This window comes from Porphyromonas levii DSM 23370 (genome assembly GCF_000379925.1).
Taxonomy (GTDB): domain Bacteria; phylum Bacteroidota; class Bacteroidia; order Bacteroidales; family Porphyromonadaceae; genus Porphyromonas_A; species Porphyromonas_A levii.
Map to the genome: position 1 here is coordinate 1 of NZ_KB904281.1, position 12,983 is coordinate 12,983.

At 48.7% G+C, this 12,983-nt stretch carries 16 protein-coding genes; 15 read left to right on the plus strand and 1 reads right to left on the minus strand.

All coding sequences use genetic code 11. The features are described 5' to 3' along the window. The coding region (gene tnpB / locus A3GG_RS14035) for an IS66 family insertion sequence element accessory protein TnpB (RefSeq protein WP_018358886.1) at positions 1-175 on the minus strand (175 nt) is incomplete at its 3' end. A 243-nt stretch (positions 176-418) separates the two neighbouring features. Here tnpB and queC point away from each other — a divergent pair. The 15 genes from queC to A3GG_RS0108670 all read left to right on the plus strand — a co-directional run bounded on the left by queC (position 419) and on the right by A3GG_RS0108670 (position 12,751). Further along, positions 419-1,075: a 7-cyano-7-deazaguanine synthase QueC gene (gene queC / locus A3GG_RS0108600; RefSeq protein ID WP_018358887.1), complete on the plus strand. Its 657-nt coding sequence runs from the start codon at positions 419-421 to the stop codon at positions 1,073-1,075. Beyond that, positions 1,072-1,512, plus strand: a complete 441-nt coding sequence (locus A3GG_RS0108605) for a 6-pyruvoyl trahydropterin synthase family protein (protein ID WP_018358888.1) — start codon at positions 1,072-1,074, stop codon at positions 1,510-1,512. Before queC ends, A3GG_RS0108605 begins: the two co-directional genes overlap by 4 nt. Next, the gene (locus A3GG_RS0108610; protein WP_018358889.1) at positions 1,509-2,117 is read left to right on the plus strand and encodes a 7-carboxy-7-deazaguanine synthase QueE; all 609 of its coding nucleotides are present in this window, start codon (positions 1,509-1,511) and stop codon (positions 2,115-2,117) included. Before A3GG_RS0108605 ends, A3GG_RS0108610 begins: the two co-directional genes overlap by 4 nt. Positions 2,118-2,330: 213 nt before the next feature. Then, positions 2,331-3,329 carry an AAA family ATPase gene (locus tag A3GG_RS0108615; RefSeq protein WP_018358890.1) on the plus strand — a complete coding sequence of 333 codons (999 nt, stop codon included), beginning with the start codon at positions 2,331-2,333 and terminating at the stop codon, positions 3,327-3,329. A gap of 8 nt (positions 3,330-3,337) precedes the next feature. Continuing rightward, positions 3,338-4,210 (plus strand): DUF58 domain-containing protein, encoded by an 873-nt coding sequence (locus tag A3GG_RS0108620; protein ID WP_018358891.1) that lies wholly within the window; start codon positions 3,338-3,340, stop codon positions 4,208-4,210. Further along, entirely contained in the window at positions 4,207-4,848 is a 642-nt protein-coding gene (locus tag A3GG_RS0108625; RefSeq protein ID WP_156808718.1) for a hypothetical protein, read from the plus strand. Before A3GG_RS0108620 ends, A3GG_RS0108625 begins: the two co-directional genes overlap by 4 nt. 101 nt (positions 4,849-4,949) lie before the next feature. Then, on the plus strand, positions 4,950-5,180 hold the full coding sequence (locus A3GG_RS12200) for a hypothetical protein (RefSeq protein ID WP_156808719.1): 231 nt from the start codon (positions 4,950-4,952) through the stop codon (positions 5,178-5,180). Beyond that, positions 5,177-6,157: a vWA domain-containing protein gene (locus A3GG_RS0108635; RefSeq protein WP_018358893.1), complete on the plus strand. Its 981-nt coding sequence runs from the start codon at positions 5,177-5,179 to the stop codon at positions 6,155-6,157. The genes A3GG_RS12200 and A3GG_RS0108635 overlap by 4 nt, the downstream gene beginning before the upstream one ends. Then, positions 6,157-7,182 (plus strand): vWA domain-containing protein, encoded by a 1,026-nt coding sequence (locus tag A3GG_RS0108640; RefSeq protein WP_051074828.1) that lies wholly within the window; start codon positions 6,157-6,159, stop codon positions 7,180-7,182. The genes A3GG_RS0108635 and A3GG_RS0108640 overlap by 1 nt, the downstream gene beginning before the upstream one ends. Beyond that, entirely contained in the window at positions 7,182-7,910 is a 729-nt protein-coding gene (locus A3GG_RS0108645; RefSeq protein ID WP_026215733.1) for a tetratricopeptide repeat protein, read from the plus strand. The genes A3GG_RS0108640 and A3GG_RS0108645 overlap by 1 nt, the downstream gene beginning before the upstream one ends. Continuing rightward, positions 7,910-9,706: a BatD family protein gene (locus A3GG_RS0108650; RefSeq protein ID WP_018358896.1), complete on the plus strand. Its 1,797-nt coding sequence runs from the start codon at positions 7,910-7,912 to the stop codon at positions 9,704-9,706. The genes A3GG_RS0108645 and A3GG_RS0108650 overlap by 1 nt, the downstream gene beginning before the upstream one ends. A gap of 9 nt (positions 9,707-9,715) precedes the next feature. Continuing rightward, on the plus strand, positions 9,716-10,474 hold the full coding sequence (locus tag A3GG_RS0108655; RefSeq protein WP_018358897.1) for a tetratricopeptide repeat protein: 759 nt from the start codon (positions 9,716-9,718) through the stop codon (positions 10,472-10,474). Between the two features lie 11 nt (positions 10,475-10,485). After that, on the plus strand, positions 10,486-11,181 hold the full coding sequence (locus A3GG_RS0108660; RefSeq protein ID WP_018358898.1) for a phosphatase PAP2 family protein: 696 nt from the start codon (positions 10,486-10,488) through the stop codon (positions 11,179-11,181). Positions 11,182-11,222: 41 nt separating this feature from the next. Then, positions 11,223-12,323 (plus strand): phosphotransferase enzyme family protein, encoded by a 1,101-nt coding sequence (locus A3GG_RS0108665; RefSeq protein WP_018358899.1) that lies wholly within the window; start codon positions 11,223-11,225, stop codon positions 12,321-12,323. Beyond that, positions 12,323-12,751 (plus strand): diacylglycerol kinase family protein, encoded by a 429-nt coding sequence (locus tag A3GG_RS0108670; RefSeq protein ID WP_018358900.1) that lies wholly within the window; start codon positions 12,323-12,325, stop codon positions 12,749-12,751. The genes A3GG_RS0108665 and A3GG_RS0108670 overlap by 1 nt, the downstream gene beginning before the upstream one ends. The last annotated feature ends 232 nt before the right edge of the window (positions 12,752-12,983 follow it).

Below are 12,983 nucleotides of genomic sequence, written 5' to 3' on the forward strand. Positions count from 1 at the left end.
CCCAGTGGAGCAATTTCATCGTAGTCCTCGACCTATTGATAAACACAAACACATCCCCCTCTAAAGGATTGCGACCATCTCTAAGAATGATCCCCCCCAAACCTCCAAACCCTTTCCTCAAGTCAACGCCACTAATAAATAGAAAAAAGCAATTGCTTTCATTTAGATTAAACATAAATCGTAGTCATCTAATAACTGAACAACTTCCAACCGCAAAGATGACTACAATAATAAACCGACACAATACGCCCGTTTTGGGAGAGTTACTCTAGAGCTGATATTTTATTGATTCGAATATATCAAGAAGACGTTGCACGAAGTGCCATTCTTCCCTTTGCTCGATATGATGTTTGTCTGATTAGTTTATGAAAGTAAAGTATATAGCCAGCCATTATCTTTTTTGTAACTTTGCAGGGTTATGGATAAGAAAGGAATAATAGTTGTTTCGGGCGGTGTCGATAGTATCACGCTCCTCTACGATAAGAGAGAGGAAATAGCTCTCGCCATCACCTTTAAGTATGGGTCGAACCACCAAGATAAGGAGATTCCTTGCGCAGTCTATCACTGCCAGAAACTTGGTATCCCCCATCAGGTAATAGACCTAGATTTCGTTCGCTCTATGCAGAGCTCGCTCTTACAAGGAGCTGAAGCTATCCCCACAGGGCAATACAAAGAGGATAACATGAAGAGTACCGTGGTTCCCTTCCGAAATGGCGTGATGCTAGCGATTGCGGCAGCATTTGCAGAAGACAGGGGGCTAAACAAAGTCTTTATCGCCAACCACTTTGGCGATCATGCCATCTACCCCGACTGCACTAAGGCTTTCATAGATGGCATGAATGAAGCGATGCGCCAAGGGACTTACAATCATGTAGAGGTCTCAGCACCCTACACAGGCAAGTCTAAGGCGGAGATTGTAGCCATAGGCACCGCTCTTGGTGTAGCGTACGAACACACCTGGAGCTGCTACAAGGGACAGGAACTACCCTGTGGAGTCTGTGCCACCTGCCGTGAGCGCATAGAGGCATTTGAGGAGAACGGTCTCACAGACCCAGTAAAGTACCAAGAGCTATGATAAAGAAACGAATCCGTGCGGAGCGCTACCACGACATCTGCTGCGGACATAGGGTAGTGAATCATGAGAGCAAGTGTAAGCACCTCCACGGGCATAACTACCGCTTTCACTTCGCTATAGAAGCGGAGGCAGGATTGGACGAGCTCGGCAGGGTACTAGACTTCAGTGTCATCAAAGACACCCTCTGTGAGTGGCTCGAGGAGCACTGGGATCACAAGTTCCTCATCTACGACCGAGACCCCTTTCTTCCCACACTTAAGGAGCTAAGCCCCGAGAGTCTAGTGGTGGTGCCTTTCAATCCTACGGCAGAAAATATTGCAGAGTATATGCTCTCCCAAATAGCACCTCCACTGCTGGCGCCTTACCAGTGCAGACTTACCGAAGTGCGGATAGAGGAGACCCGCAAATGCTCTGTTACAGCACAGTTGGAAGAATGAAAGAGCGCACACTCAAGCTAGTAGAACTTTTCGAGAGCCTACAAGGCGAAGGTGCCAATACGGGGCGCCTAGTGGTCTTTGTCCGACTAACGGGCTGCAACCTCAGCTGTTCGTTCTGCGACACAGCCTACAACATGATGACTCTTGAGCTCACACCATCAGAGTTATTGGCTAGAATCCAAACGGACTTCCCTCACTGCAAAAGTATCATATGGACAGGAGGCGAACCTACCCTCCAACTGACCCAAGAGATTGTGCAGCTATTCAAAGCATCCGGCTACTGGCAAGCCCTCGAGAGCAATGGCCTAAAGGCTGCACCCTTGGGACTAGACTATATTACCCTTTCACCTAAAGGCAACACACGTCCACAGGTTCTGGAGCAATACCGAGATAGGCAGGTAGGCGAAGTGCGCATCGCTATAGCTGATGGGGATGCCTTACCAGTAATAGAGGAGTTGCCCCAAGCAGAGCACTATTTCCTCTCCCCTATCTTTGATGGCGACACCATTATCCCTGCCAATGTAAGCCACTGCGAAGCCCTTATCCGTCGTGACCCTCGCTGGCGCCTCTCTCTACAGACCCACAAACTTATCGGCATCCGATAGCCTTGTACACGCGGGGCATCTACTTTACTAGATGACCGTGCACTTACAAGCGATATGGTGCACTCCCGACTATGGAATCGGGTCTCCAGCTTTTAGCATTCTTTATTATGACAAATGGAAATATCTTAGAGATAAATAGCTATATTTGCGAGCATTAGGTGGATTAGTTGAGTAAGAAACACCGAATTTGTAAGAATATAAATTATAATATAGATGGACGAGAGCAGAGTAGATGTGAGGGCACTCACGGAACTTATTGAGCGGGAGAGCGGGTTCCTCGACCTCCTAGAGAGTGGTATGAACAAGGTGATAGTAGGACAAAAGCACCTAAGGGAGAGCCTCCTCATAGGGCTCCTCGCCGATGGTCATATCCTACTCGAGGGTGTACCTGGACTAGCAAAGACCCTAGCCATTAAGACCCTTTCGGATCTTATGGATGCAAAGTTTAGCCGCATCCAGTTTACGCCCGACCTTCTTCCTGCCGATGTTATCGGTACTCAGATATACAGCCAGAAGAACGAGAGCTTTAGCGTAAAGCATGGACCGATATTTGCCAATCTCGTATTGGCAGATGAGATAAACCGCGCACCAGCCAAGGTACAGAGTGCACTACTCGAGGCTATGCAGGAGCGCCAAGTAACTATTGCAGAGCAGACCTTCAAGCTCCCAAGCCCATTCCTAGTGATGGCAACACAGAACCCAATCGACCAAGAGGGAACCTACCAGCTACCTGAGGCTCAGAGCGACCGTTTTATGCTGAAGGTCGTAGTGGGCTATCCAACCAAGGCGGAGGAGCAGCAGATTGTAGAGGCTCAGATACGTAAGCAGAAGCCTAGCGTAATGCCGGTGGTTAATACCGATCAAATACTCAAGGCGCGCGATATCGTTCACCAAGTGTATATCGACGAGAAGATACACAAGTATATCGTGGACATTGTATTTGCCACTCGCTTCCCTGCTGAAGCCGGACTACCCAACCTCCGTGGCATGATTAGCAATGGCGCTTCTCCACGTGCGTCCATCAATATAGCACTAGCAGCAAGAGCCTATGCCTTTATCAAGCACCGTGGGTTTGTAATCCCCGAGGATGTACGTGCGGTATGCCATGATGTACTCCGACACAGGATAGCCCTTAGCTACGAGGCAGAGGCAAATAACCTAATCCCCGAGGAGATTATTAGCGAGATATTGAATAAGGTACAGGTGCCATAAAGTCGGTGATGGAGACACAAGACCTCTTACAGAAGATACGCCGTATAGAGATAAAGTCGAGGAGACTCTCCCAGAATATTTTCTCGGGAGAGTATCGCTCTGCTTTCAAGGGCAGGGGAATGTCCTTTAGCGAAGTACGAGAGTATCAAATGGGGGATGATGTGCGGGATATCGACTGGAATGTGACGGCTCGATATGCCAAGCCTTTTGTGAAGGTGTACGAAGAGGAACGTGAACTTACGATGCTACTCCTTGTGGATGTATCGGAGAGTGGTCTATTTGGCACCGCCGAGCGAACGAAGCGCCAGCTAATTGCCGAAGTGGCAGGGACGCTTGCGTTCAGCACGATTACCAACAACGACAAGGTGGGGGTTATCTTCTTTTCCGACAGAGTGGAGAAGTTTATCCCACCGGGAAAAGGAAGGAAACATGTACTACATATCCTCACCGAGATTCTTCGTCTAGAACCGAAAGGCAAGGGTACCAACCTATCCCAAGTGCTTATCTATGCTAATAATGTACAGAAAAAGCAGTGCACACTCTTTATCCTCTCCGACTTCATAGACCAGAGTGCCTATGAACAGACACTCAATGTGGTGAGCAGGAAACACCAAGTTATGGCTATGCAAGTCTACGACCCCAAAGAGACAGAGCTCCCCAATGTGGGACTACTGAGGGTGCAGGATGCAGAGAGCGGAGAGGTGACGATGATAGACAGTTCATCTAAGCGCATACGCACTATGTACCGTGAGTATTGGCAAGCGCTGACACGCAAGATGAGCGAGGCGCTCACGAAGTACGACATCAACTTTGTGAGTAGCCCTACGAATGAGGACTATGTACCAGCGCTGCAAAGATTATTTAATAAGAGTAGCAGGTGAGGAGTATTAGATATCATATTATAATAGGTGTGGTGGCAATGCTGGCACTAGCTGCACCTCTTGGGCTACATGCTCAGGAGGTGAGGGTAATCCCCAAGCTAGAACGCTCCACCATACTAATAGGAGAGCAGGTGCAACTGAATGTAAGAGTTGTATACCCTAGCGACCAAGCAATGCGCCTAGTTCTGCCAGAGGACACCCTCGTGGCTGGTGTGGAGATTATAGAGAGTGTATTGGCAGACTCTGTGATTGTCAATAACCGACTCCATGAGATGATTTACAATGTAACCATTACTAGCTTCGACTCGGCCACTTATACGCTGAGGAACATCAATGCACTGGTGGGGGATTCGGTCTACACAGCTACCGACGAACTTAACTTGATAGTCAACACTGTACCGATAGACCTCAGTACTTCTCCCGAACCTATGGATATCAAGGGGCAGTGGAAGCCAAAGTTTGTATGGCAAGACCATATTCTCTACCTCTATATCCTACTTGGTATTATAGCGGCACTAGTAGCGGCGTATTATCTAAGGAAGTACTTGAGAGATCGTAAGAATACTCAAGAGGTGGGGTCTGTAGTAGTGCCTCTCAGGATCCATACCAAGAGGCGATACAGAGTATCGAAGCCCTGAAGCAGCAGGAGCTGTGGGAGCATAATCAGACTAAGGAGTATTATACCCAGATGACCGATATCCTTCGTCGCTACTTGTGGCGTGTCTATTCGATAGACACTATGGATAAGACTTCGAGTGAGATACTAGAGACCTTCCGAACCAAGATAGGTAAGGATCGTATGTATCCTGAGCTAAGCAAGATACTCCAGACTGCCGATCTAGCTAAGTTCGCTAAGTACCAGCCGGATTCGGACGATAACATCAGCCTCCTATCGGCATCTGTTGCCTTTATCGAGGAACATAAACCTGCGAAAGAAGAACCGAAGAAGGAGGGAGGTGAAGAGGTATGACGTGGGCTAATCCGATATACTTTTGGCTACTCCTCCTGATTCCGCTATTCGTTTGGCTGTATATCTCGCGGGAGAAGAGTCCTGCCACTTTCACTCTTAGCTCTATTGGTGCTTTCAAGGGACGTAAAGTATCGTGGCGTACCCGCCTTAGTTGGCTTCCCTTTGCTTTGGCAATTGTAGGTTATGCTCTAGGCATTGTAGCACTGGCACGACCACAGAGTAGCGACTCATACTCTACCCAGAGCACTGAGGGTATCAACATTGTATTGGCGCTCGATATATCCGGTAGTATGTTGGCTCGCGACTTAGAGCCCAACCGTTTCGAGGCAGCGAAGCTTGTCGCTGGTGAGTTTATCAATTCACGCCCTAATGACAATATGGGGCTTGTAGTATTTGCTGGCGAAAGCTATACCCAGTGCCCACTTACTACAGACCACGCTGTACTCCTCAATATGCTGAATACTGTGGAGATGGGATTGGTCAATGACGGTACCGCCATAGGTAGTGGACTCGCAACAGCAGTAAGTAGGCTGAAAGACATCAAAGAGGGAAGTAAGGTGGTGATACTCCTGACCGACGGCACCAATAACTCGGGAACTATTGCTCCGGTGACCGCAGCCGAGATAGCAGAGAGCTTTGGTATTAGGGTCTACACGATCGGTGTGGGGACAATGGGAGAAGCACTCTACCCTATTCAGACTATCCTTGGTATTGAGTACATGCCTATGCAGGTAGAGATAGATGAAGCGAGCCTTCAGCAAATTGCTACGACAACAGGCGGACAATATTTCCGTGCTACAGACAATAATAGTCTGAGGGCTATCTATGCCGAGATTAACCAACTAGAGAAGACCAAGCTCAAGATAGAGAGCTTCACACAAAAGGAAGAACACTTTCCTCCTTTCGTATGGGGCGCGTTGGCAGCGCTATTCGCTGCCCTACTACTTAGGAGTACACTATTTAGGAGGATGCCATAATGAGATTTTTACATCCATATATATTGTTCCTGCTCATTCCTTTGGGAATGGTGGCTATCTACCTCTTCTGGAGGATGGCTCGCCAGAGAAAGGAGCTAAAGCGCTTTGGGGACACCGAGCTGGTTCGCCTACTAATGCCCGATTTGTCGCTACGCAGAAAGCTTGCCAAGGAGATAGTACTATTGCTTGCTATTGCGATGTTGGTAATGACGCTAGCTCGTCCGCAGATGGGTTCTAAGAGTGAGAAGGTGGAGCGACAGGGGATAGAACTGATGGTTGCTATGGATATCTCCAACTCTATGCTCTCCAACGATGTGAAGCCTAGTCGCCTGGCGCGGGCAAAGGCTATCGTCTCCAAGATGATTGATAAGCTGGGGAATAATAAGATAGGACTCATCTTCTTCGCCGGAGATGCCTATGTACAGCTCCCTATTACGGGTGATATGATTTCTGCCAAGATGTTCCTCAACAATGCGGCACCCGATCTGATACAGATTCAAGGTACAGCACTAGAGGACGCTATTAATCTGGCTGTTCGTAGTTTCTCTAGCGACGACCAAGTGTCGAAGGCGATTATAGTGATTACCGATGCGGAGGATCATGAGGGGAATGTAATATCGGCAGTAGAAGACGCCCGCAAGTATGGTGTACTGGTAGATATTGTTGGCGTCGGTTCTCCTGAGGGAGGACCAATCCCTATGCCCGAGGGGGGCTATCTCCAAAGCAACGAAGGGATGGTGATTACCAAGCTCAATGAACAGCTCGGCATGGAGATTGCAACAGCATCGGGGGGTATCTACGTACGGGCTAATGACGTATCCCAGACCGTGAAGCTCTTGCAGGAGAGCATAGAGAAGCTAGATCAGTCCGAGCTAGAAATGACGATATACTCAGCCTATAACGAGGTTTATTATATCCCATTGACCTTGGCACTATTGCTACTAGCGGTATACTTTGTACTGTTGGATAGGAAGAATAGATACTTCAAGAGGATTCAGCTTTTTGAGCAAAAGAATAAGAAGTAATGAGACGGTTACTACTAATCATATTTATGTTGTCGGCTCTCTCTCTCGCGGGCTATGCACAGAAGGAGGTGAGAAGCCAAGTGCGTAAGGGCAATAAGCAATTCGCCAAGGAGAGATATAGAGAGGCAGAAATCGAATACCGTAAGGCACTCGAGCTCAATCCCAATGATCCTGAGACGAATTACAACCTCGCTAACACCCTCTATCGGACAGAGCGAGGCGAAGAAGCGGGGAAGATTTATCAGGAACTGATGAAGGAGATTAAGCTAATGCCCAAGGAACGGGCAGCCGATCTCGCTCATAATGCTGGCAACCTAGCGATGAAGGCTAAGGACTACCAGAGTGCAATCGAAATGTATAAGGAGTCGCTCCGTAGGCGTCCTACCGACGAAGAGACGCGCTACAACTTAGCACTGGCTCAGAAACTACTAGAGCAACAACAGCAGCAAGGCGGTGGCGGTGACGATAATCAGCAACAGCAAGATGACCAGCAGAAACAGCAGGACGACCAACAGCAAGATCAGCAACAGCAACAACAGCCTCAGGAGCAAAACGATCAGCAGAATAAGGAACAACAGCAGCAAACGCAAAGTCAGCGCATGAGCCAAGACAATGCTGAGAAGATACTTAATGCGTATATCCAGGACGAAAAGGATACACAGCGCAAGGTAGAGCAGATGAAGCAACAACAGCAACAGGGGAGAAAGTCGAGACCTAAGAATTGGTAATGATGAGTAGAGCACAACGATATATCCTAGCAACCCTCTTCCTCCTAGTCGGTACTCTGGCGTGGGGACAAGATAAGGTAATTTTTGAGGTAGAAGTACCCAGTCACATCATAGCGGGCAAGCCTTTCAAGGTAGAGCTAATGGTCAATGCCTCGGCAAAAGATGCCAAGCTCGCTACGCCACAAGGGCTACAGCTCTTATATGGTCCGGCAATTAGCTCAACCACTAGTATGAGGATTGTCAATGGCAAGCGTTCATCAAGCAGATCCACGATATTTACCTACACCTTCTTAGCAGAGAAGGAGGGCAACTACGTTATACCCGAGGCATCTGTAGTGGTAGATGGCTCCACCTATAGAAGCGCTTCAAGGCGTATCAAGGTCTTTGGTGCAGAAGCAGTCGCCGAGGATATGCCGACAGAGAGCGGAAGCATCTCTAGCCAGGATTTATATATAGTAGCGACTCCGAGCAAGCAGAGGGTATACGAGCAGGAGGCGATAACCATCAATTACAAGCTCTATTCGAGGCTCGAGAACCCACAGTTTACCAACATCACCTTTCCCGACTACGAAGGCTTCGTGCAGTATGTCCAAAACGATGGGAGCAACGCTCAGTTCCAAGCCGAACAAGTCAATGGGAAGCTATATTACACTGCCACCTTCCACTCTGTAGTTCTCTACCCACAGAGAGCAGGCAAACTAACTATTAAGCCTGCCGAGTTCGAGATGTTGGTAAATATGCCTATCTCCAATCCCCAAAGGAGTATCTTCGACGCCTTCTTCGATAACTTCCAACAAGTTTCCAAGCAACTACGTACCAAGCCAATTACAATAGATGTACAGGCACTCCCTAGCCCCAAGCCCGAAGGTTTCAATGGCGCTGTAGGGCAGTTTACCCTCTCCTCTGAGATCCCCACTAAAGTACTCAAGACCAATGAGAGCTTCACAATGAAGCTCCTCCTAGAGGGGTATGGCAATATCAAGCTCGCACAAATTCCTGAGCCCAAGTTGCCCGAAGGCTTTGAGACCTACGACCCCAAGGAGACTGACGATACAGAGGTGAGCGGAGGGCAAACCCGTGGCAGCAAGAGTATGGAGTATTTCGCTGTACCACGCCATGTAGGGGACTTCGTGATACCTGCAATCCCTTTTAGCTACTTTGACCCAGCTAAGGGCTCCTACCAGACCATTACAATACCCGAAGTAAAGCTCCACATAGACAAGGGGGATAATTCCGAAGCGACAACCACCACTGGAGGCGCCAATAGAGAGGATGTAAAGTACATAGATAGGGATATCCGTTACCTCAAGAGCGGCAATACCACCACGCCTCTAAACAGAGCACAGTGGCACAATGCATGGTGGTTCTACCTCCTCGTGATAGTGCTACTTATTGGTGCTATTGCAGTAGATAGAAAGCTAGAAGCAGACAATGCGGACACCGCTTCAAATCGTAGCCGAAAGGCAGGTAAAACAGCGCAGAAATACCTCAAGATAGCAAGCAAGATGAGAAGTAAGGGCGAAGCCTCGGCATACTACGAGGCACTCCTTAAGGGTCTTAGCGACTACCTGAGCGCTAAGTTCCATATCCCTCTCTCGGAGCTTTCCAAAGACAATATCCGAACAACGATGACCCGTCTCGGTGTCAGTAGTGAACTTACAGAGGAGGCAATAAACACCCTCTCCGCACTTGAGATAGCGCGCTATACGCCTAGCGAGAGCGAAGATCGCGTAGAGCTATACGACCGAGCTACAGAGGTTATTGAGGGGATACAGAAGACCAAACTAAAGAGATAAGCGACGACTATGCGACGACTACTATTATATACTCTATTAGTGCTCTTGGCAGTACCAACCTCTTTCGCCTCTACCATGGACGAAGGGATTGCTGCCTATCAGGAGACCAACTACTCCAAGGCAATCGAGCTATTTACCCAAGCACTCTCACAAGAGGGTGTTACTGCCGAGGGGTATTATAATCTCGCTTCGGCATACTATAAGAATGGAGATATGGGGCTCGCTGTGCTCAACTTCAATAGGGCCTACCGCATAGATCCTTCCGACCGAGACACTCGTTTCAATCTCCAGTTTGTCTCTTCCCAGATTACCGACAAGATGGAGGAGACCCCCAAGCTATTCATCAGCCGATGGTTCGATGCCGTATCACATTGGTTTAGTCTGACCACATGGAACCTTCTGAGTGCCCTCTTTATCCTCCTGGTAGCCATAGGTATCTTCCTATATTTCAGAGGACGAAGCACCACGGCACGTAGAGTAGGATTCTATGGTGGTATCACAGCGCTCCTACTCACCTTGCTCGTCAATATCATTGCCTATCGCTCCTACCATTTCGCCCATGAGGCAAAGGAAGCTATCCTGCTGAGCAGTATCATTACCATCAAGAGCTCGCCCGATGCCTCTGCCAAGGATATCGCAGTCGTACATGAAGGGCTCAAGGTAGAGACACTACAGAGCCTATCGGGATATACCGAGGTACGTCTCCCCGATGGCACCATAGGGTGGATTCCTATGGGCTCGTATGAACTAATCAATAACTTCGACTAAGGGACTAAGATATGGTAGAATCTCTCGTTGGCATAGAGAAGGATTTATTTCTCTTCCTCAATGGTTTACATACTACCTACTTGGATAGCGTGATGTTTATCATCTCTGATCGCTGGCCATGGATAATCTTCACGCTACTCTTCCTTACCCTCATGTCGGCAGGACAGAAGCGGAGCGAGGTGCTTCTATTTATCTTAGGTATCGGCATGGTCATCTTTCTAGCCGACGGCACCTCTTCCGGAATCATCAAAGAGATATTCCAGCGCCTCCGACCCACACACCACCCCATCACCAAGGATTTAGTACAGACCGTACTTGGGCACCGAGGCGGAGGGTATGGTTTTGTCTCAGGGCATAGTGCCAACTTCTTTGCCTTCGCCCTCTTCTCCTCCCTCGTGATTCGTCATCGCCTATACACCATAGCCGCCTTTGTCACCGCCGCTACCATCGCGTACTCACGCATATATCTCGGCATGCACTTTGTGACAGACGTCATCCCAGGACTACTCTTAGGGCTCCTTTGTGGTTGGCTAAGCTATTGGCTCTACCAGCAAGCCCGTGTCACCTTCTTGCACATAGACAAGCGAGAGAGCACAAGGAGCTACCTACGTACCCCTGAGCATAGACGATTAGTTGCCCTATTTATGGTTGTGTTTTACATCCTTATATGGGTTACAGCACCATTTTTCTTTAGGTTCTATAGCTAACAACCATTAGCATATCCATAATGTAAGAAAGCAACAAAGTTATGCAGTATCAAACCCAATTAAGTGCACTCTCCCAGTTCCCAATCGCAGAGGAGGTCCTCGAACTCCAGCCTATTGGCAATGGTCACATCAATGACACCTTTGGTGTCACCGTCCAGACCCCTCAAGGACCACAGCTTAAGTACGTTCTTCAGAGAGTCAATGACAGCATCTTCCAAGATGTAGACACCCTACAGTCCAACATCTTTGAGGTGACTGCCCATATCCGTCGCAAGCTAGAGCAGAAAGGGCAAAGCGATATCGACCGCCATGTCCTCACCTTCTTCAAGACCACAGATAGTCATACCTACGTTCGCCAAGACGGTTCTGTTTGGCGACTTTGCCTTTTCATCGAGGGCAGTAAGAGCTACGACGCGGTCACACCACAGCTAGCCTACGAAGCGGGAAAGGCGTTTGGCGACTTCCATACCATGCTTTCCGACATCCCAGAAGGCAAACTCGGCGAGACCATCCCCGACTTTCACAACATGACGTTCCGCCTCCAGCAGTTACGTGATGCAGTAGCTGAGAATAAGGCTGGCAGACTTTCGGAAGTCCAAGAGCTAGTAAATCAACTCCTAAAGCGTGCCGAGCAGATGACCATCCAAGATCGCCTTTATGCCGAGGGAAAGCTCCAGAAGCGTACCAATCACTGTGATACCAAAGTCAATAACATCCTATTCGACGAGCAGACCGACAAAGTTCTATGCGTGATAGACCTCGACACCGTGATGCCTGGATTTGTGCTCTCCGATATTGGTGACTTTATCCGCACAGCCGTCAATACTGGTGCGGAGGACGACCAAGACCTCCAGAACATACAGGTCAATATGGAGATTTTCCAAGCATATACCCGTGGGTATATGGAGGAGGCGCAGAAGTTCCTTACCCCACTAGAGATATCACTCCTCCCCTATGGTGGGCGTCTACTCACTTATATGCAGACCGTCCGTTTCCTCACCGACTATCTCAATGGTGATACCTACTACAAGACCCACATGCCAAAGCATAATCTGATTCGCAGTATTGCTCAGTATGAATTTCTCCTCCGCCTTGAGGAAAAGAGGGAAGAGATGGACGCATTTATGCAGGAGTGGCTCTAATGAATCCCAAATCAGCCCCCCAACCTCCTAAGGATGGCTCCGACAAGACTCATGGTTCCCCTTTTAGGGAGCAGGGTGGGCTTAAACGACTAAGGAAGAGTTTCCGCTGCGCCTTTAGAGGCGTGCGGGAACTCTTTTTGCATACTCCGAACGCCCGTATCCACCTCATTGCCACCATCGCCGTTATAGGGGCAGGGCTCTACTTCGGAGTCTCTCGCATGGAGTGGTGCGTGCTCGTCATCTGTATTCTACTTGTGCTCTCACTCGAAGCCATCAATAGTGCACTCGAAGCTCTTGCCGACCAAGTCACTACCAACTACGCCCCTCTCATTCGCAATGCTAAAGACCTCGCTGCTGGAGCTGTCTTGATAGCGGCCATAGGATCGGCTATTATAGGGTTAGCTATCCTCATCCCCTACATCTTATGAGGTCGGCCACAGGAGATACCATCTCCATTACCCACCAGGCAATTATCGTACACTTGGCTGGGCTACGCGATGTGGTTAGTAGCGCTGCCCACAATGGCGGTAGCCGGAAAGACCTCACCCACCTCTACGTAACTCTCCCAAAACGGGCGTATTGTGTCGGTTTATTATTGTAGTCATCTTTGCGGTTGGAAGTTGTTCAGTTATTAGATGACTACGATTTATGTTTAATCTA